The organism is Ensifer soli (assembly GCF_041928815.1).
GTDB lineage: Bacteria > Pseudomonadota > Alphaproteobacteria > Rhizobiales > Rhizobiaceae > JBHFEI01.
Map to the genome: position 1 here is coordinate 174,899 of NZ_JBHFEI010000004.1, position 20,163 is coordinate 195,061.

The window sequence follows — 20,163 nt, forward strand, 5'->3', positions numbered from 1 at the left end:
AATGCCGGATGCCGTGGACGCGGGCGACTGAACGCAACGAGGCCCAGAACGGGCCGATCGCATGGATGCGCACGGGTGGCGCGATCGCAGCACTCGTGCTCCTGTCCGGCTGTGCCTCCACGGGCGGCGCACGGACGACGGCCACGCTTTCGACCGTCTCCACCGCGAGCGCGTCGCAATCCTACATCGCCGCGTTGCAGGGCGGGGTCGTCTCGCGCCTGCCGGGTGGAATGACACTCGGCAATGCCGACCGGCAGCGGGCGCTCGAGGCTGAATACAGGGCGCTGGAAGCGGCCCCCGGCGGCCAGCCCGTCACCTGGCAGAGCCAGAGCGTGTCCGGCTCCGTGGTCGCGGCGGCGCCCTATCAGGTCGGTTCGCAGAACTGCCGGCAATACAGCCACACCGTGACCTCCGCCGGCCAGCAGTCCGTCGCGCGCGGTGCGGCCTGCCGCAACCCGAACGGAAGCTGGACGCCGCTGACCTGAGCGGCCCGTCGGCCGCCATGGCCCTCCCGGGGCACTGTCGGGGCACGCGGCGAATTGCCTCAAATTTGCGTCAGGCCTGTTTTGGCGATTGGATTGGCCTCGTCGCCATAGTATCTGACGAGTATGGTATTCTGGATCCTCGTTTCCGTTCTGACGGCCGTGACGGCAGCCTTTCTGATCCTGCCGGCGCTGTTCGGCGGCGAACGGCACGTGCCGGCCGGCGACCACGATGTCGAGGTCTACCGCGACCAGCTCGACGAGATCTCGCGTGACGAGAAGAACGGGCTGATCGCCGGCGAGGAGGCGGGCTTTGCCCGCGCCGAAGTGGCGCGGCGGCTTCTCGCGGCCGCGCGAACTGCGGGAGCCTCGGCCACGGAGCGTGCGCCGATGGCGCGGCGCCTCGCGTTCCTCTTCGCTCTGCTCTGTCTTCCCGCCATGGCGCTGCCGTTCTACCTGCGCACCGGCAGCCCCGGCATGCCGGACCAGCCGCTGGCCGCCAGGCTCGCCGATCCCGGCAACGACATGAACATCCTGATCGCCCGGGCGGAGCGCCACCTCGAGACAAATCCGGGCGACGGCGCCGGCTGGGACCTTCTGGCGCCGATCTATGTCCGGCAGGGGCGCTTCGAGGACGCACGCAACGCCTTCACCCAGGCGATCGCGCTGCTCGGGCCGACGCCGGAGCGCTATGGCGGGCTTGCGGAAAGCATCATCGCCCTTTCGGGCGGCACGGTGACGCCGGAGGCGCAGGAGGTCCTGCGCCGTTCGCTCGCGATCAACAAGGACGATCCGCGGTCCGAATTCTACCTGGCGCTGGCGCTGGAGCAGGAGGGGAAGACGGCCGAGGCGCTCGACGCCTTCCGCAGCATGGCGGCAGGGGCACCGAAGGACGCGCCCTGGCTGCCGCTCGTCAACGAGCATATCGCCATGCTGGGCGGCGCGGGCGAGGCACCGCCCGGCGATCCCGACGCGGCAGCCGTCGCGGCCGCCGGCGCGATGGAGGCCGGCGACCGCGCGGAGATGATCCGCGGCATGGTCGACAGCCTTGCCGAGCGGATGAAGACCGAGCCTGAAAATTTCGAGGGCTGGATGCGGCTTGTCCGTTCCTACGCGGTGCTCGACGACAGGGCGCGGGCCGCCGACGCGCTGCGGCAGGGACTGAAGGCCTTCCCGGCCGACGGGGAGCAGGGCCGCCAGCTTGTCGCGCTCGGCCGCGAATTCGGCATCGATCCGGCGGCGGAAGGAGCCTCGCCATGACCCGCAAGCAGAAACGCCTCGCGCTGATCGGCGGCGGCGTCGGCTTCCTCCTGACGGCGGTGCTGCTGGTGATGTTCGCCTTCAGCCAGTCGGTCGCCTATTTCTACATGCCGGCGGACCTCGAGGCGAAGCCCGTGCCGCCGGAGACGCGGATAAGGCTCGGCGGCCTCGTCGCGGAAGGGTCGGTCAAGCGCGGCGAGGGCACGACCGTGACCTTCGCGGTGACCGATTCGGTCCATCAGGTTCCCGTGACCTATACCGGCATCCTGCCCGACCTTTTCCGCGAGGGTCAGGGCGTGGTGACGGAAGGCCGGATGTCGCCGGACGGCGGCGTCTTCGTCGCCGATACGGTGCTCGCCAAGCATGACGAGACCTACATGCCGAAGGAAGTGGCCGAACGGCTGAAGGAACAGGGCATCTGGAAAGGCGGGGAAGGCGGACAATGATCGTCGAATTCGGCCACTTTGCTCTCGTGCTCGCGCTGGCGACGGCGCTGATCCAGTGTCTTTTGCCGGCAATCGGCGCCAGGCTCGGCGACCGGCCGATGATGGCGGTCGGCGGCACGGCGGCGATCACCGGCTTCGGCCTGACGGCGGTCGCCTTCGCGGTACTGACCTCGGCCTATGTCGCCTCGGATTTCTCGGTTCAGAACGTCTGGGAGAATTCCCATTCGCTGAAGCCGATGATCTACAAGATCTCCGGCGTCTGGGGCAACCACGAGGGCTCGATGCTGCTCTGGGTGCTGATCCTCACCTTCTTCTCCGCGCTCGTCGCCGCTTTCGGGCGCAACCTGTCGCCGGACCTGAAGGCGAATGTGCTGAGCGTGCAGGGAGCGATCTCGTTCGCCTTCTTCCTCTTCATCCTGATGACGTCCAACCCCTTTGCCAGGCTGGTGCCGGCGCCGGCCGAGGGGCGGGATCTCAATCCCGTGCTGCAGGATATCGGCCTCGCCATCCATCCGCCTCTGCTCTATCTCGGCTATGTCGGATTTTCCGTCTGTTTCTCTTTCGCGATCGCGGCGCTGATCAGCGGGCGCATCGACGCGGCCTGGGCGCGATGGGTGCGGCCCTGGACGCTGGCCGCCTGGACCTTTCTGACGGCGGGCATTTCCATGGGCTCCTACTGGGCCTATTACGAGCTCGGCTGGGGCGGCTGGTGGTTCTGGGATCCGGTCGAGAACGCCTCCTTCATGCCCTGGCTCGCGGGCACGGCGCTGCTGCATTCGGCGCTGGTGATGGAAAAGCGCGAGGCGCTGAAGATCTGGACGGTGCTCCTGGCGATCCTCACCTTCTCGCTGTCGCTGCTCGGCACCTTCCTCGTGCGCTCCGGCGTGTTGACCTCGGTGCATGCGTTTGCGACCGACCCGACGCGCGGCGTCTTCATCCTCGGCATCCTGATCATCTTCATCGGCGGCGCGTTCTTTCTCTTCGCGCTGCGGGCCGGGCAACTGCGCGCCGGCGGCCTGTTCCAGCCGATCTCGCGCGAGGGCGCCCTGGTCTTCAACAACCTGATCCTGTCGACGGCGGCGGCAACCGTGCTGACCGGCACGCTCTATCCGCTGGTGCTCGATGCGCTGACGGGCGAGAAGATCTCCGTCGGCGCGCCCTTCTTCGACATGACCTTCGGCATCCTGATGCTGCCGCTGATCTTCGCCGTGCCTTTCGGGCCGCTGCTCGCCTGGAAGCGCGGCGACCTTCTCGCCGCGGGGCAGAGGCTGTTCCTCGCCGCCGGCATCGGGCTTGTCGCCGGCGCGCTGGTCTTCTATCGCGAACATGGCGGGCCGGTGCTGGCTCCCTTCGGCATCGCGCTCGGCGTCTACCTGATCCTCGGAGCCGTGACCGATCTCGTGCTGCGCGCCGGCCTCGGCAAGGTTGCAGGCCATGTGGCCTGGCGCAGGCTTGTCGGCCTGCCGCGCTCGGCCTTCGGCACCGCGCTCGCCCATGCCGGGCTCGGCGTCACCCTGATCGGCATCGTCACCGTCACCGCCTACGAGACCGAAGCGGTCGTCTCGATGAAACCCGGCATGACCGTCGAGGCCGGCGGCTACGGCGTCCGCTTCGAGGGGTTTCGCTCGGAGCAGGGGCCGAACTTCACCGCCGAAGTCGGAACCTTCTCGCTGAGCCGCGGCGGCGTTTCGGCGGGGACGCTTTCCTCGTCGAAGCGGATCTATACGGCGCGGCGCATGCCGACCACCGAGGCCGGCATCCGCTCCTTCGGACCGAGCCAGCTCTACGTCTCGCTTGGCGACCCGTCGCCGGACGGCGGCATCGTCGTCCGCATCTGGTGGAAGCCGTTCATCCTGCTGATCTGGGGCGGGACGCTGCTGATGATCGCGGGTGGCGTCGTCTCCTTGAGCGACCGGCGGCTGCGCGTCGGCGCGCCGGCCCGCGCCAGGGCGAGGGTGAGGCCGCTGCCGGGGGCCGCGGAATGAGGGCCGGCGGACGGAAGGCCGTCCTTGCCGCGCTGATGCTGGTTGTCGCCACCGCCCTGCCGGCGCTCGCCGTCAATCCGGACGAGATCCTCGACGATCCGGCGTTGGAGGCGCGCGCACGCGCGCTTTCCGCCGGTCTGCGCTGCATGGTCTGCCAGAACCAGTCGATCGACGACTCCAATGCGGAACTCGCCCGGGACCTGCGGCTCCTCGTGCGCGAGCGGATCAGCCGCGGCGACAGCGACGCGGAGGTGATCGACTACGTCGTCTCGCGCTACGGCGAATTCGTGCTGCTCAATCCGCGCCTGCAGACGAGCACGCTCTTGCTCTGGGGCGCGCCGGTCGTGCTGGTCCTCGTCGGTTCGCTCGCCCTTGTCGTCGGCGCGCGCCGCCGCCGCGGCCGGGTGACCGGGACGGCGCTGACCGGCGAGGAGCAGGCGGAACTCGACCGGCTTCTGAAGCCGTAACACCGCTGCGCCAACATTACCAAAGTTTCATCCGCAGGACAGGGCTCCGTAAGGTGCGCTGTACTATATCTTCATCATCGGTCGTTTCCTCCAGTCGCGACCCCGATGAGCAGAGAAGAGGCAAGCCCATGTTCAAGAATTCCTACCGTCCCTCGCTGAAGACCGTGCTGCAGACGACGACCATCGCCGGCCTCGCCGCGGTCATGATCACCACCGGCATTCCCGCCGCCGTCACCCAGTCCTTCGCCGAGGCCGTCAAGGTCGAGACCCCGCAGGTCCCGAGTTTCGCCAATGTCGTCGACGCCGTCTCGCCCGCCGTGGTGTCCGTCCGCGTCTCGTCGCGCACCAATCCGGTCTCCGACGAGACCAGCAGCTTCGGCTTCGATTTCGGCGGCCGCGGCTTCGACCAGCTTCCCGACGACCACCCGCTGAAGCGCTTCTTCCGCGAGTTCGGCGGTCCCGGCGACCGTGGCCCCGGCGATCGCGGTCCGGGCGACCGACGCGCCGAACGCGGCGGACCGGACCGCAAGGGTCCCGGCCGCCTGCATCCTGCGTCCCAGGGCTCCGGCTTCTTCATTTCCGAGGACGGCTATATCGTCACCAACAACCATGTCGTCTCCGACGGCCAGGCCTTCACCGTCATCCTGAACGACGGGACGGAATTCGACGCGCGGCTCGTCGGCAAGGACAGCCGCACCGACCTCGCCGTGCTGAAGGTCGACGCCAATCGCAAGTTCACCTATGTCGGCTTTGCCGACGACAACAAGGTGCGGGTCGGTGACTGGGTCGTCGCCGTCGGCAATCCCTTCGGCCTCGGCGGCACGGTGACCGCCGGCATCGTCTCCGCCCGTGGCCGCGACATCGGCTCCGGCCCCTATGACGACTACCTCCAGGTCGACGCGGCGGTGAACCGCGGCAATTCGGGCGGCCCGACCTTCAACCTCGGCGGCGAGGTCGTCGGCATCAACACGGCGATCTTCTCGCCCTCCGGCGGCAATGTCGGCATCGCCTTCGCGATCCCCGCTTCCGTCGCCAAGGACGTGGTCGCGGACCTGATGAAGGACGGCTCCGTCTCGCGTGGTTGGCTCGGCGTGCAGATCCAGCCGGTGACGAAGGACATCGCCGATTCACTCGGCCTCTCGGAGGCGAGCGGCGCGCTGGTGGTCGAGCCGCAGCCGGGTTCGCCGGGCGAGAAGGCCGGCATCCGCAAGGGCGACGTCGTCACCGCGCTCAACGCCGAGCCGATCAAGAGCCCGCGCGAGCTTGCCCGCAAGGTGGCGACGCTGCGCCCGGGGTCCGAGGCCGACGTGACGCTCTGGCGTGACGGCAAGTCGGAAAGCGTCAAGCTGACGATCGGCACGCTGCCGAACGACACCAAGGAGGCGGCCGTCCAGCCGGACGAGCAGGGCCAGCAGGACGACCAGCCGGCGAGCGACCGCACGCTCTCCTCGCTCGGTATCGAGGTCGCTCCCGCCGACGGCGGCGGCGTGACCGTCTCTTCCGTCGATCCGGACTCCGATGCGAGCGACCGGGGGCTGAAGGAGGGCGAGAAGATCGTCTCGGTCAACAACCAGGACGTCGCCTCCTCCGCCGACATCGTCCGGGTGCTGAACACGGCGAAGAAGGACGGCCGGACGAAGGCGCTCTTCCAGATCGAGTCGAGCGAAGGCAGCCGCTTCATCGCGCTGCCGATCGACAACGGCTGATCGGGCGGGGCCCACAGACCAGGGTCGGGACACCAGCCATGGCCGCCGCGAAGACCATCGCGGCGGCCATGGCCGTGACAGACCCGGAAATTGCGGTTATCTGGACGAAGGATCAGCCGACGATGGCCACGCATATGAAGATTCTGATCGTTGAGGACGACATCGAGGCCGCCGCCTACCTGACCAAGGCCTTTCGCGAGGCCGGCATCGTCACCGACCATGCCGGCGACGGCGAAAGCGGCCTGTTCATGGCGACGGAGAACAGCTACGACGTCATGGTCGTCGACCGCATGCTGCCGCGCCGGGACGGCCTGTCGCTGATCACCGAACTGCGGCACCGGGGCATCCACACGCCGGTGCTGATCCTCTCCGCACTCGGACAGGTGGACGATCGCGTCACAGGGCTTCGCGCCGGCGGCGACGACTACCTGCCCAAGCCCTATGCCTTCAACGAACTGCTCGCCCGCGTCGAGGTGCTCGGCCGTCGCAAGGGCGCGCCCGAGCAGGACATGGTCTACCGCGTCCACGATCTCGAACTCGACCGTCTCTCCCATACGGTGAAGCGGCAGGGCAAGGAGATCCCGCTGCAGCCGCGCGAATTCCGCCTGCTCGAATATCTGATGAAGAATGCCGGCCAGGTCGTGACCCGCACCATGCTGCTTGAAAACGTCTGGGACTATCACTTCGACCCGCAGACCAACGTCATCGACGTGCATGTCTCGCGGCTGCGCTCGAAGATCGAGAAGGATTTCGACCAGCCGCTGCTGCGCACGGTGCGCGGCGCCGGCTACATGATCAAGGACGACCGGGTCGCCGGCGCATGAGCCGGCTGAGGGCGCTCTACCGGACGACCGCCGTCCGGCTCTCGGCCCTTTACCTCGTTCTCTTCGCGCTCTGCGCCGCCGTCCTCGTGATCTACGTGACCGCCATGTCCGGGCGGCTGCTCAGCGAGCAGACCCGCGATGCCGTGACGCTCGAGGTGGCGCAGATCAACGACATCTACAATCGCGCCGGCGTTTCCGGCCTCCTGAGGACGCTGGAGCGGCGGGCGCGCCAGCCGGGCGCCAATCTCTACGTCATCGCCGGACCGACCGGCGAGATCCTTGCCGGCAATGTCGCGGGCGTCGAGCCCGGACTGCTTGCGAGCGAAGGATGGACGGAAGAACCCTTCTTCTACACGCGCTACGGCGAGGAAACGCGGGCCGACCGCGGACCGCATGTAGCGCTCGCCCAGGTCTTCTTCCTGCCGAACGGATTGCGCATCCTCGTCGGCCGCGACCTGCAGGAGCCCGAAAAGTTCCGCGTGCTTGTGCGCCAGGCGCTGATGCTGGCGCTCGGCATCATGGGTGGCGGCGCCCTCGTCATCTGGTTCGCCATCGGCCGCAGCACGCTGCGGCGTATCGACCGGATGTCGGATGCGAGCAAGCGCATCATGGCCGGCGACCTCTCGCAGCGCCTGCCGGCGAGCGGCTCCGGCGACGAGTTCGACCGGCTTTCGGCCTCGCTGAACGCGATGCTCGGCCGTATCGAAAAGCTGAACGAGGGTCTGCGCCACGTCTCCGACAACATCGCCCATGACCTGAAGACGCCGCTGACGCGGCTGCGCAACAAGGCCGAGGCGGCTCTCGCCCAGCGCGACGCCAATTACCGGGCGGCACTGGAAGAGATCATCGGCGAATCCGACCAGCTCATCCGCACCTTCAACGCGCTCCTGATGATTTCGCGCGTCGAGGCGGGCTCCTCGGCTGCCGAGATGACGGTGATCGACCTGTCGCAGATCGCCGCCGACACGGCCGAGCTCTACGAGGCGCTTGCCGAGGATCAGGGTTCGCGGCTGGAAACGGCGATCGCTCCCGGCATTCTTGTGCGGGGAAACCGCGAGCTGATCGGCCAGGCGCTGGCGAACCTGCTCGACAATGCCATCAAATACGCGGAAGGGGCTGAGACGCCGGTGATCCGCGTGGTGCTGGAGGCACGGGAGCGCGAGGCGCTGCTGTCGGTTTCCGACCACGGGCCCGGTGTTCCGGCCGGGCGCCGCGACGACGTGGTCCGGCGCTTCGTCCGGCTGGACGAAAGCCGCTCGAAGCCCGGAACCGGCCTCGGCCTCTCGCTCGTCCAGGCGGTGATGGAGTTGCATGGCGGCTCGCTCCGGCTCGCCGATACGGCCCCCGAGGGCGATGCCGGCCGCGGCTTGACGGCCAGCATGGTGTTCCGCCTGCCCGGCTGACGCGGGGCGTAATGCGCGCGGACGCATGTCTGTTTGCGTTCGCCGGCTGCTGTGGCAGAACGGGGGCCGGGAGGACTGCGCCATGACGATCGACACGAACCGGCTCGCCGATATCACGGCATCGCCGATCCGCGCCGCGACGAAGGGCGAGGAGAAGGCCGCCATCGCCGCGCTGAAGGACATGGCCCGCGCCGAGCCGCGCCTGGAAGGGCTTCTGCCGGCGGGGCCGCTGCGTGATTTTTTCGTTTCCGCCTTTGCGTTGTCGCCCTTCCTGCGCTCGGCCGCCGAGGCCGCGCCGTCGATGCTGGCGGAACTGGTGGCGCAGCCGCTGGAGGCCCATCTCACGGAGCGGGTCGATCGTGCCCGCAATGCCTGGCGGCCGGGCGCCGGGGAGGCTCCGCCGAGCGACGCGATGATCATGGCACGGCTGCGCGTCGCCAAGCGCGAGGTGGCTTTCGCGCTGGCGCTCGCCGATCTCGCCCGGCTCCTCGACGCGCGCCGGACGACGGCGCTGCTCTCCGCCTTTGCCGGCGCGGCCGTGTCGGCAACCACCGATCACCTTCTCTGCGACATGCAGCGCAGCGGAAAGATGCGGCTTGCGGACGCGGCTTCGCCCTCCGAAGGCTCCGGCGTCATCGTGCTCGGCATGGGCAAGCTCGGCGGGCAGGAGCTCAACTATTCCTCCGACATCGACATCGTCGTCTTCTATGAGCCCGACCCCGCCGTCTATCCCGATCCGGCTGCGGTGCCCGATCTCTTCGGACGCCTGCTGCGCCGGCTGATCCGCATCCTGCAGGAGCGCACCGGCGAGGGCTATGTCTTCCGCACCGACCTGAGGCTGAGGCCCGACCCGGGCGCGACGCCTTTGGCGATCCCCGTCGATGCCGCGCTCGTCTATTACGAGGGCCGCGGGCAGAACTGGGAGCGGGCGGCCTATATCAAGGCGCGGCCGGTTGCCGGCGACCTTGCGGCGGGCCGCCGTTTCCTCGCGGACCTGCGCCCCTTCGTCTTCCGCAAGTATCTCGACTATGCGGCGATCGCCGACATCCATTCGATCAAGCGGCAGATCCATGCGCACAAGGGCCACGGCGAGATCGCGGTCAAGGGCCACAACCTGAAGCTCGGGCGCGGCGGCATCCGCGAAATCGAGTTCTTCGCCCAGACGCAGCAGCTGATCGCCGGCGGCCGCATGCCGTCGCTCCGCCAGGCGGCGACAGAACCGACGCTGCGCGCGCTTGCCGAGGCGCGCTGGATCGACATGCAGACCTGCGAGGAACTCGTCACCGCCTACTGGTTCCTGCGCGATGTCGAGCACCGTATCCAGATGGTTCATGACGAGCAGTCGCACACGCTGCCGACGGGGGAGGCGGAGCTGAAGCGGATCGCCTTCATGGCAGGCTTCGACGACACGTCGGCCTTCTCCGCGCACCTCTCCGGCGTGCTGAGGACGGTGGAGCGGCGCTACCAGCAGCTTTTCGAACAGGAGGCCCGGCTTTCCGGCGAGAGCGGCAACCTGGTCTTCACCGGCAAGAAGGACGACCCGGACACGCTTGAGACGCTGGAAAAGATCGGCTTTTCCCGGCCGAAGGACATATCGGGCCTGATCCGCACCTGGCACAGCGGCCGTTACCGCGCCACGCAGTCGGTCGAGGCGCGCGAGCGGCTGACGGAGCTGACGCCGAAGCTTCTGGAGGCTTTCGGCGGCAGCGCCCGCGCCGACGAGGCGCTGATCCGCTTCGACAGCTTTCTGTCCGGCCTGCCCGCCGGCATCCAGCTCTTCTCGCTGCTGGGCAACAATCCGCCGCTCCTGTCGCTGATCGTCACCATCATGTCGGCGGCGCCGCGGCTTGCCGACATCATCGCCGCCAAGCCCCATGTCTTCGACGGCATGCTGGACCCGACCCTTCTGTCCGCAGTGCCGGACCGGACGACGGTGAAGACGCGCATCAACGGTTTCGTCGCCGGCGCCCGGCATTACGAGGAGGTCCTCGACCGGCTGCGGATCATCAATGCCGAGCAGCGTTTCCTCATCGGCATCCGGCTTCTGACGGGCGCGATCGACGGCGAGGGGGCGGGCCGCGCCTTCACCGATCTCGCCGCTCTCGTCATCGAGCGCGCGCTTGGGGCGGTGCTGGCCGAGATGGAGGCGGCGCATGGCCGCGTCGCCGGCGGTAGCGTCGCGATCGTCGGCATGGGCAAGCTCGGCAGCCGCGAACTGACCGCCGGCTCCGATGTCGATCTCCTCCTGCTCTACGATCATGACGAGGACGCCGGCGACTCGGACGGGCGCAAGCCGCTCGACCCGACGCGTTACTTTGCACGCGTCACGCAGCGCCTGATCGCCGCCCTCTCGGCGCCGACGGCGGAGGGCATCCTCTACGCGGTCGACATGCGCCTCAGGCCCTCCGGCAACAAGGGGCCGGTCGCAACGCGGATCGAGGCCTTCGCGCGCTACCAGCGCGAGGAGGCCTGGACCTGGGAGCACATGGCGTTGACGCGGGCCCGGGCGATCTGCGGCGACGAGCCGCTGACGGCGAGAGCGGACGCGATCGTCTCCGCCATTCTTCGCCTCCCGCGGGAGCGCGCGAAGCTCGCCGTCGACGTCGCCGAGATGCGCGACCTGATCGAGGCGGAGAAGCCGCCGCGCGACATCTTCGACCTGAAGCTCATTCCAGGCGGCCTCGTCGACATCGAGTTCCTCGTGCAGTTCCTGAGCCTGCTTGCGCCGGAGGCGGGCGGGGCGCAGCCATCGGCCGGCATGACGACGATGGAGGCGCTGAGGCTTCACGCCGGCGGCGTTCTTGCCGATGACGACCGCGAGACGGTCGAGGCGGCGTTGCGGCTGATGACGACCCTGTCGCAGACGATGCGGCTCTGCGTCGAGGGGGATTTCGAGGTGAAGTCGGCGCCCGCCGGCCTCGTCGATCTCCTCTGCCGTGCGGCCGGCCTGCCGGATGCGCGGATGCTGGAGGCGGAGATCCGGCGGCTCTCCAAGGCCGTCCGGCGCATCTTCCGCGCCGTGGTCCGCGCCTGATCAGGCGCTGTCGGGGATGCGCACGGAGATGATTGTGCCGACGGTCTCGACCGAATAGATTTTCATCGTGCCGCCATGCAGGCGCGCGAGCGACCTCGAGATGGCGAGACCGAGCCCGGAGCCGCCCTGGCTCTTGGCATACTGGCTCTGTACCTGCTCGAAGGGCAGGCCGATCTTCTGCAGCCGCGCCTTTGGAATGCCGATGCCGGTATCGGCGATGGTCAGGATCACGGAGCCGGCGATCTTGCGGGCGCGCAGGGCGATCCGCCCGCCCTCGCCGGTGAACTTGACGGCATTGGACAGAAGGTTCAGCAGCACCTGCTTCATCGCCCGCCGGTCGGCGACGAGCGTCAGGCCATGCGCGACCGCCTGGTCGACAGTGATGCGCTTTTCCACCGCCGGCATGCTGGTGTAGCGCAGGGCCTCCTCGATCAGCGGCGCCAGGTCGATCTCCTCGCGCACGATCTGCATGTGGCCCGCCTCGATCTTCGACATGTCGAGGATGTCGTTGATGACATGCAGGAGATGCTGGCCGCTCTCGAAGATGTCGTGCGAATATTCGTGATACTTCTCCGAGCCGAGCGGACCGAACATCTGGTTCTGCAGGATCTCGGAAAAGCCGAGGATGGCATTGAGCGGCGTGCGCAGCTCGTGCGACATGTTGGCGAGGAATTCGGACTTGGCCTTGTTCGCGGCTTCCGCCCGCTGCTTTTCCGCAAGATAATTGGCGTTGGCGATCGACAGTTCCGCCTTCTGCCGCTCCAGCGTGACGCGGGAGGCGGAGAGATCGCCGACCGTTGCCATCAGCCTCCGCTCCGATTCGCGCAGGCGCACCTGGTGGCGCTTCAGCAGCGTGATGTCGGTGCCGACGGAAACGAGGCCGCCGTCGCGCGTGCGGCGGTCGTTGATCTGCAGCCAGCGCCCGTCGGCAAGCTGGATTTCCGTCGTCTGCGAATGGCTGGCATGGTCGGGATCGGCGAGCCGGCGCTCGACGAGCGGGCGGGCGGCGGCGGCCTGCACCAGATGCCGCTCGGTGCCCGAGGCGAGCAGGTCGTCCGGCAACTGGTAGGCCTTCTGGTAATGCGTGTTGCACATGACGAGACGGTCATTCTTGTCCCAGAGCACGAAGGCCTCGGAGGTGCATTCGATCGCGTCGGCGAGGCGCTGGTCGGCTTCCGCATAGCGCTGCGCCAGGCGGTGCTGCTCGGTGACGTCCATGGCGATGCCGATCAGGTGCGGCCGCCCCGATGCGGTGTGGATGACGTCGGCGCGGGCCCTCAGCCAGACGTAATGGCCGTCGGCATGGCGCATGCGGAAGAGATGGTCGACCTGCCGGGTCTCGCCCGAGGCGATCATCCGGGCGACGTCGTAGATGCCCTTGTCGTCCGGATGCATCAGCCGGGCGGCATCGCCGAAAGAAAGAACGCTGTCCTTGTTCGCCATGCCGAGCATTTCGTACATCGAGCGCGACCAGAACAGCCGCCGGTTGGCGAGGTCGAAATCCCACAGGCCGCAGCGGCCGCGCGACAGGGCGGTCTCGACGCGCAGGTTCGATTCGGCGAACACCTGGTCGGCGTCGCGCGCCCGGTTCGCCTGCATGTAATAGGCGTAGAGGATGACGAGCAGGATCGCCGATATGCCGGCAAAGAGCGTGACATTGAGCGAGATCTCGTCGCGCATCAGGCTCTCCATCATCGCCGTCGGCGCGGCAACGAGCATGATGCCGTTCGTCCCCTGGACCTTGGAGAGCGCGACGGTGTGTTCCTCGCCGTCGACGAAGGCGCGGGTGACGATCCGGCGCTCGCCGAAATAGGGAAAGGCCGCGATGTCGGGCGCGACCGAGGCGAGCGGCCGTCCGACGAGGCCCGAGGCGGCCGCGGACCCTGCGAAGATCCGGCCGTCCTTGCCGATCGCGAGCACGAGGCTGTCATGGTCGAGCATGTCGGGGCCGATCGCCTCGCGCAGCCGCGCCTCGACCTTGTCGCGCTGGTGGCCGGAGAAAATTTCCTCGGCCTCCGTGCCGAACATCCCGGCCGCGAGGCTGGCGCCGAGCAGCGCCGCCTGGCGCATGTCGGCGTCCATGCGGCTCTGCTCCACGAGGATGCCGCTCATACGCGACACCGCGACGATGATGAGAAAGGCGATGATCAGGACCGGGATGGAGCGCTTGAGCATCGGCTCTGCGGCGCTGAGCCTCGGCCGTGCCGGTTCGTTGAAGAGCTTCGCTCCGCGTCCGGTCTCAAGGCGCCGGGGAATGCCGGGAAATTTACGCCAGGCACGCCCATCGGCTGCGCCGGCCTGCTGCGCGTCCGCCAACTTTCTCAATGTATCGCCCTCGTCGATTCGGCGCGCCGCTCGCGCGAACCACGGACAATGAATCAAAGGCGATTCGCCTTGTCCAGCGAAAATCCGGCCGGGACGTTTACCAAATCTTAAGGGCGCGTTTTGCTAGTCGCGCCCGCGACGGACGCGAAATTCCTGATAAAATGAATTATTATCATGGGCATAGGTCAATGTCAGGCGCTTTTCGGCAGGAGGCTCTCCCGCCGAGGACGCCTCCTGCAATGTCCGTTTCAACCCTTGAGGATGCGCTCGACGATGTCGCTCACGTCCGGCGAGAGCCGCGGTGCCTGGGCGATCTGGCGAAGTGCTGCGCGGGCGTGGGAGGCCCTCGTCTCCTCGAGCGCGCGCCAGGAGCGCAGCGATGTCAGGATCCGGGCGGCGAGCTGCGGATTGCGCCCGTCGATGTCGAGGATCTGGGCCGCGAGGAAACGGTAGCCCTCACCGTCGGCCCGGTTGAACCCTGTCGGGTTTGAGAAGGCAAAGGTACCGATCAGCGCGCGCACCCGGTTCGGATTGTTCGCGTTGAACAGCCCGTCGCCCATCAGGCCGCGCACGCGCTCGAGCGCGCCGGCACCCGGCGTCGAGGCCTGCACGCTTAGCCATTTGTCGATGACGAGCGCGTCCGTCTCGAAGCGCCGCCGGAAAGCGTCAAGCGCCGCTCCCGTTTCCGCGGCCTCCGGAAAGCGATGGCACAGCAGCGTCAGGGCCTGCAGCCGGTCGGTCATGTTGTCGGCGGCGGCGAAGGCGTCGGCGACGGGTGCCGGATCCTCTTCGGCAGCGACGCGGTAGCCGAGTGCGGCATTGCGCAGCGCCCGCCTGCCGGCGCTTTGCGCGTCCGGGGTGAACGGCCCGTCCGCCCGCATCTCGTCGACGAGGCGGGCGAAGACGGCATGGCCGGCCCGCGCGACCGCGGCGACGACCTGCCGGCGTGCCTCGTGGATCGCGTCCGGATCGGTGTCGCGGCCGATCTCGCGGGCGATGTCCGCCTCGCTCGGCAGCGCCAGTGTCTGGGCCCGGAAGGCGGGCTCGAGCCCGGCATCGCCCGCGGCGGCGACAAGCGCCTCGATCAGCGTCGCGTCGCATTCGACCGGCCGGCCCGCGGCAACGGCGGCGGTGCCCGCGACGAGATTGGGCATGGCGATGGCGTTGACCGCCTGCCAGCGGGCGAAGAGATCGCTTTCGTGCAGCGCCACATGGGCGAGGTCGGCCGGCGGCTGTTCGAAATGCAGGTTGATCGGCGCGGAAAATCCGCGGTTGAGCGAGACGACCGGTCGCGAGGCGATGCCGGTGAAGGTGACGGTCTGGCTGCGTTCGGTGAGATGCAGCACGTCTCCCGTTGCCTCGATGCCGTCGATGCGCTGAGCCTTCGCCTCGCTGCCGTCTTCGAGCAGCAGCCCGACCCGAAGCGGAATGTGCATCGGTTCCTTGGTCGGCTGGCCGGGCGTCGGCGGCACCATCTGTTCGAGCGACAGGGTGAAGGCCTGCCGGGCCGCATCATAGGTGCCGGACGCCGTGACGAGCGGCGTGCCGGCCTGCGTGTACCAGAGCGAGAACTGCGAGAGGTCCCGTCCGCTCACCTCGGCGAAGCAGGCGACGAAATCCTCGATCGTCACCGCCTGGCCATCATGCCGCTCGAAATAGAGGTCCATGCCGCGCTTGAAGAGATCGGGCCCAAGCAGCGTCGCGATCATCCGCGTGACCTCGCTGCCCTTCTCGTAGACGGTCGTCGTGTAGAAGTTGTTGATCTCGCGATAGGTATCCGGCCGCACCGGATGGGCAAGCGGCCCGGCATCCTCGGGGAACTGCTCGGCCTTCAGATGCCTTACCTCGGCGATGCGCTTCACCGCGCGCGAGCGCTGGTCGGCGGAGAATTCGTGGTCGCGATAGACCGTCAGCCCCTCCTTCAGGCAGAGCTGGAACCAGTCGCGGCAGGTGATGCGGTTGCCCGTCCAGTTGTGGAAATATTCGTGGGCGATGATCGCCTCGATGTTGGCATAGTCCTGGTCGGTGGCGGTTTCCGGGTCGGCGAGAACATACTTGTCGTTGAAGACGTTGAGGCCCTTGTTCTCCATCGCCCCCATGTTGAAGTCGGAGACGGCGACGATCATGAAGATGTCGAGGTCGTATTCCCGGCCGAAGACCTCCTCGTCCCAGCGCATCGACCGCTTCAGCGCATCCATCGCATAGGCCGCGCGCGGCTCCTTGCCGTGCTCGACATAGATCTTCAGCGCGACCTCGCGGCCCGAGGCGGTGGTGAAGCTGTCCTCGACGACGCCGAGGTCCCCGGCGACGAGGGCGAAGAGGTAGCTCGGCTTCGGATGCGGATCGAACCAGGCGGCGAAATGGCGGCCGTCGCCCATGCCCGCGCCGCCGAGATAGTTGCCGTTCGACAGAAGCAGCGGCGTCGTCGCCTTGTCGGCGATGATGTTGACCGTGTAGACGGCGAGCACGTCCGGCCGGTCGGGGAAATAGGTGATGCGGCGGAAGCCCTCGGCCTCGCATTGCGTGCAGTAGACGCCGTTGGTGCGGTAGAGGCCCATCAGCTTCGTGTTCGATTCGGGCGCAATCTGCGTCACGATCGTCACCTCGAAGGGCGCGCTCTCCGGCAGGTTGCGCAAAGTCAGCGATTGCGGCGTGACGTCATGGTCGTTCGCCGGAATGTCCACCTGGTCGAGCATCAGGCCGGTCATCGTCAGTTCGTCCCCGTCGAGGACCAGCGGCCGTGCCGGATCGACGCCGTCGCGTCGGTGAAAGATCAGCCTCGCCTCGACCTTGGTATCCTTGGGATCGAGTTCGAAGGTGAGATCGACACGCTCGAGCACGAAATCCGCCGGGGCGTAGTCTTCGAGATGAAAGATCTGGCCGGTTTCTGTCCGCATGGTCTCACCCGCTTGTGCTGTTGCCGCCGCAGCGCGGCCGCCGGCCGCCTGCGATCGGAAAAATTGTGAAGGAATCGCGAAAACGGCCGCGCCCGACCCTCATGGCCGATCCGCCGATGGTGTCTTCCCGTTGAGGATGGTTGAAACGCGCCGGTTCTCGCGGGGCCGTCCGGGCAGGATCGGTCGCGAAAGCGTGGCGGCGAGGGCTGGATGGCTCTTCGCCACGGTGCCAGAACGATGCGTCAATGGAATTCTGCCGGTGTTTCGACGGTCACGCGGCATGGTGCAAGAAATTTACAAAATTAATCCTAACAATTGAGTGAATTGCCGGATTTCGCCGTCGACCGCAGCCTGTCCCGCCGGCGTCCCCCTGTTTCGGTTCGGACCGCCGCGACCAAACAGGGACGACAGGGCGTGCAGGCGACGGGAGAGGCTCAGGCCTCCGGCTCCGCGTTCGGTCCCGGGATCTGCTCCACCGTCGGGGCGGTCGGCACCGGACCCGCCTGGAAGTCGGTCTTTGCCACCAGCCCGTCCGACTGTTCGCGGCGGGAAATGCGCCAGCCGGCATAGGCGCCGTAGAGCGCGAAGGCGACGGCGAGGACCGCGAAGAGCGCGGCCGGGCCGAACGCATCCATCACCGGGCCGACGACGAGCGGGCCGGTGATCGTGCCGATGCCGTAGGTCACCATCATGCCGGACGAGACCTCGACATACTGTTGCGGCTCCGCCAGGTCGTTGGCATGGGCGACGTTGATGCCGTAGATCGGGTAGAGGACGGTGCCGACGAGGCCCGCGATGAGAGACAGCATGGCGGCGGAGCTTCCGGCCGCAGCGACCATCGCCAGGCACGCGACCATGCCGAACGCGCCGCAGCCGACCATGACGAGGCGGCGGTCGATGCGGTCGGAAAGGCGGCCGATCGGCAGTTGCGCCAGCGCGCTGCCGGCAACGAGCGCGCCGAGCAGCGTCGCGCCCTCGGCCGTGGTGAGCCCGATCTTCTGCGTGAAGACCGCGCCGAGGTTCAGCCATGCCCCGGCGATGATGCCGGCCACGAAGGCGCCGAACACGGCGGCCGGCGACCGGCGGTAGAGCGTCAGCAGGTTGAAGCGGACGCGGGGCGGCGGCTGCGGCGAGGGCGAGGAGGACAGCGCCGTCGGCAGGAGCCCGACCGAGAAGATCACGCCGCACAGAATGAAGAGCGAGGTGTTGGACGGATCGCCGAGCGGCACGAGATACTGCCCGCCGATGGAGCCGATCATCGTCGTCACCAGATAGCAGGAAAACAGCATGCCGCGATTGTCGTTGGTGACCCGCTCGTTCAGCCAGCTCTCGATGACAAGGTAGCTGCCGGCCATAGCAAAGCCCGCCATGGCGCGAAAGACGATCCAGGCGCGCCAGTCGACCACCAGCCCGCACAGCAGGATGGCGATCGCCAGCAGGGTGATCGTCGAGGAGAAGACGCGGATGTGGCCGACGCGGGACACGAAGGTCGGCGTGACGACGCAGGACAGCGTGAAGCCGATCGTGTAGCCGGTGGCGATGATGGCGATGGTGACGGTCGACCAGCCTTCCGCCACCGCCCGCACGGGCAGGACATAGCCCGACAGGCCGAAACCGACCATGATCAGCAGCGTCGAGACCAGAAGGCTCAGGACGGATGTGAGGCTGGCCAGCATGGGCACTCCGGCGCATCGGCCGCCCGCGCTGAAGGCACGAGGCCGGCCGTTCTTGAAAGGGCGGGAACGAAGGTTGCACCTGCCGCCCCGTCGGCATCGCGGTCTTCGGGAAATGAAGGCGGAACGTGCGGGCCGGTCATTCGCCGTTCCGTCACGGACGTGTCAAGCCTCACGCCTCGACATGCCGCAACGGTCCTGCGGCGTCAGTCTCGCCTGATCGGCGTGATTCTCCTGCCACGGATTGCGACAGGCGATGGCGCAATCCGTGGCATGTCAAAACAAAGCCGGCGGCCCGCGATGGAAGCGGGCCGCCGGCGGTGTGTCCGCGCCGAGCGCGAAGGCGATCAGCGCTGGACGAATTCCGAAAACAGGGGAAGGGGGCGCGTCGTGCGCATCGAGCCCATGGCCGTCATCTGCTCGTTCGCGGCAGAGCCGAAGGCCATCAGCGGCTGGCGACGCGCGGGGCCGCAATGGCGGAGCGTCTCGAAGTTGCTGTGGACGGGGCGAAAGCGGGCAGTCATGATGCAATTCCTTGGTTTCTTCCCTCCCGTGCTTCTATATTGCGCCGGGGCGCCGATCGTGCAATCCACCGCGCCGCGCTGCTGACATGCGCAATGCGCATGGCTTTCTTCATAAAGTCTTCATCTCTCGTTCAGATCTCGGAAAGCATGCCCGCCCTGAAGGCGAGCAGGTCCTGCCAGGCCAGCCGCTTGCTGGCCGGCGCCGACAGGAGTTCCTGCGGATGCAGCGTCGCCATCGCCGGAATGTCCCGCCCGCCGATCGCCACCGCGCGCCAGCGGCCGCGCGCGTCATGGATGGTTTCACTGCCGCCGAAGAAGAAGCGCGCGGTGAAATTGCCGAGCAGCAGCAGGCGGCGCGGCGCGACGAGCGCGATCTGACGCTCGATGAAGGGGCGGCAGATGTCGGATTCGCGCGCGGTCGGCATGCGGTTGCCCGGAGGGCGCCATGGAACCGCGGTCGAAAGGGCGAGGTCCTGCCGCTGCAGGCCGATCGCGCCGAGCATCCGGTCGAGCATCTCGCCGTGAAGGCCGGAGAAGGGCGCGCCCTCGCGTTCGTCGTCGCTATAGGGCATCGGGCCGACGACCATCACCCGCGCCGCCGGATCGCCGCTGAGGAACAGCGTCGAGCGCGCGCTCATGCGCAGGTTGCAGCCGGCAAAGGCCTCGAGTGCCTGCCGAAGCGCATCGAGTGTCTCGGCGCCCGAGGCGGCGGCAAGCGCATCGGCGATCGCCTGTTCGTCCGGAATGGCAACAGTGGGCCGCGCGGGCGCCGCGCGTTCCGCGGGCCTTGCCGGCGCCGCCTTCACCGCCGGGCGCGCGGGGGCGGGGGACGGATCGGCGGGAGGGGAGGCGGTGTCCAAGCGTTCGCTGCGCGCCCGGAATTCTGCGAAGCGGTCAAGCGGCTGGTTCTCGACAGGCCATTCCACGCCGGCATCCGCATAAAACTGCAGGAGCGCGGCAAGCTCGCGGGGGGAAAGAGCATCGGCGGGGATCATGGTCCTCTCTTACAGGAGGCGTCCCCGCCGGGAAAGCACCGATGGAGGATGCGTGCCTTGCGCAAAGACCGGACTGCCTGTCGCGTTCCGGCTCGACAAGGCCGGCACGATTTGACAAGACGGTTGCCACAGGAATGAGGCC

At 67.8% G+C, this 20,163-nt stretch carries 14 protein-coding genes; 9 read left to right on the forward strand and 5 right to left on the reverse strand.

Translation table 11 applies throughout. The features are described 5' to 3' along the window. Positions 1–65 precede the first annotated feature (65 nt). From ACEVQ6_RS07960 to ACEVQ6_RS08000, 9 genes are all read left to right on the forward strand, one after another. Positions 66–485 (forward strand): hypothetical protein, encoded by a 420-nt coding sequence (locus ACEVQ6_RS07960; protein WP_374888582.1) that lies wholly within the window; start codon positions 66–68, stop codon positions 483–485. Between the two features lie 123 nt (positions 486–608). Continuing rightward, complete coding sequence (gene ccmI, locus ACEVQ6_RS07965) at positions 609–1,742, forward strand: c-type cytochrome biogenesis protein CcmI (protein ID WP_374888404.1); 1,134 nt, start codon at positions 609–611, stop codon at positions 1,740–1,742. Further along, positions 1,739–2,188 carry a cytochrome c maturation protein CcmE gene (ccmE, locus tag ACEVQ6_RS07970; RefSeq protein ID WP_374888405.1) on the forward strand — a complete coding sequence of 150 codons (450 nt, stop codon included), beginning with the start codon at positions 1,739–1,741 and terminating at the stop codon, positions 2,186–2,188. The genes ccmI and ccmE overlap by 4 nt, the downstream gene beginning before the upstream one ends. Beyond that, on the forward strand, positions 2,185–4,173 hold the full coding sequence (locus tag ACEVQ6_RS07975; protein ID WP_374888406.1) for a heme lyase CcmF/NrfE family subunit: 1,989 nt from the start codon (positions 2,185–2,187) through the stop codon (positions 4,171–4,173). Before ccmE ends, ACEVQ6_RS07975 begins: the two co-directional genes overlap by 4 nt. Then, the gene (locus ACEVQ6_RS07980) at positions 4,170–4,640 is read left to right on the forward strand and encodes a cytochrome c-type biogenesis protein (RefSeq protein ID WP_374888407.1); all 471 of its coding nucleotides are present in this window, start codon (positions 4,170–4,172) and stop codon (positions 4,638–4,640) included. The genes ACEVQ6_RS07975 and ACEVQ6_RS07980 overlap by 4 nt, the downstream gene beginning before the upstream one ends. A gap of 128 nt (positions 4,641–4,768) precedes the next feature. Continuing rightward, complete coding sequence (locus ACEVQ6_RS07985) at positions 4,769–6,346, forward strand: Do family serine endopeptidase (RefSeq protein ID WP_374888408.1); 1,578 nt, start codon at positions 4,769–4,771, stop codon at positions 6,344–6,346. Between the two features lie 122 nt (positions 6,347–6,468). Then, complete coding sequence (locus ACEVQ6_RS07990) at positions 6,469–7,170, forward strand: response regulator transcription factor (protein ID WP_374888409.1); 702 nt, start codon at positions 6,469–6,471, stop codon at positions 7,168–7,170. Beyond that, on the forward strand, positions 7,167–8,573 hold the full coding sequence (locus ACEVQ6_RS07995) for a sensor histidine kinase (RefSeq protein ID WP_374888410.1): 1,407 nt from the start codon (positions 7,167–7,169) through the stop codon (positions 8,571–8,573). The genes ACEVQ6_RS07990 and ACEVQ6_RS07995 overlap by 4 nt, the downstream gene beginning before the upstream one ends. 82 nt (positions 8,574–8,655) lie before the next feature. After that, complete coding sequence (locus ACEVQ6_RS08000; protein ID WP_374888411.1) at positions 8,656–11,607, forward strand: bifunctional [glutamine synthetase] adenylyltransferase/[glutamine synthetase]-adenylyl-L-tyrosine phosphorylase; 2,952 nt, start codon at positions 8,656–8,658, stop codon at positions 11,605–11,607. On the opposite strand, the gene ACEVQ6_RS08005 is transcribed toward ACEVQ6_RS08000, so the two are convergent. The 5 genes from ACEVQ6_RS08005 to ACEVQ6_RS08025 all read right to left on the reverse strand — a co-directional run bounded on the left by ACEVQ6_RS08005 (position 11,608) and on the right by ACEVQ6_RS08025 (position 20,021). After that, positions 11,608–13,932 (reverse strand): PAS domain-containing sensor histidine kinase, encoded by a 2,325-nt coding sequence (locus ACEVQ6_RS08005; protein WP_374888412.1) that lies wholly within the window; start codon positions 13,930–13,932, stop codon positions 11,608–11,610. It lies immediately after the preceding gene. 248 nt (positions 13,933–14,180) lie between these two features. Next, positions 14,181–16,829 (reverse strand): aminopeptidase N, encoded by a 2,649-nt coding sequence (gene pepN / locus ACEVQ6_RS08010; RefSeq protein WP_374888413.1) that lies wholly within the window; start codon positions 16,827–16,829, stop codon positions 14,181–14,183. Positions 16,830–17,263: 434 nt separating this feature from the next. Beyond that, positions 17,264–18,505 carry an MFS transporter gene (locus ACEVQ6_RS08015; RefSeq protein WP_374888414.1) on the reverse strand — a complete coding sequence of 414 codons (1,242 nt, stop codon included), beginning with the start codon at positions 18,503–18,505 and terminating at the stop codon, positions 17,264–17,266. Positions 18,506–18,849: 344 nt separating this feature from the next. After that, the gene (locus ACEVQ6_RS08020; protein ID WP_374888415.1) at positions 18,850–19,026 is read right to left on the reverse strand and encodes a hypothetical protein; all 177 of its coding nucleotides are present in this window, start codon (positions 19,024–19,026) and stop codon (positions 18,850–18,852) included. A gap of 131 nt (positions 19,027–19,157) precedes the next feature. Continuing rightward, complete coding sequence (locus ACEVQ6_RS08025; protein WP_374888416.1) at positions 19,158–20,021, reverse strand: uracil-DNA glycosylase; 864 nt, start codon at positions 20,019–20,021, stop codon at positions 19,158–19,160. Positions 20,022–20,163: the final 142 nt, after the last annotated feature.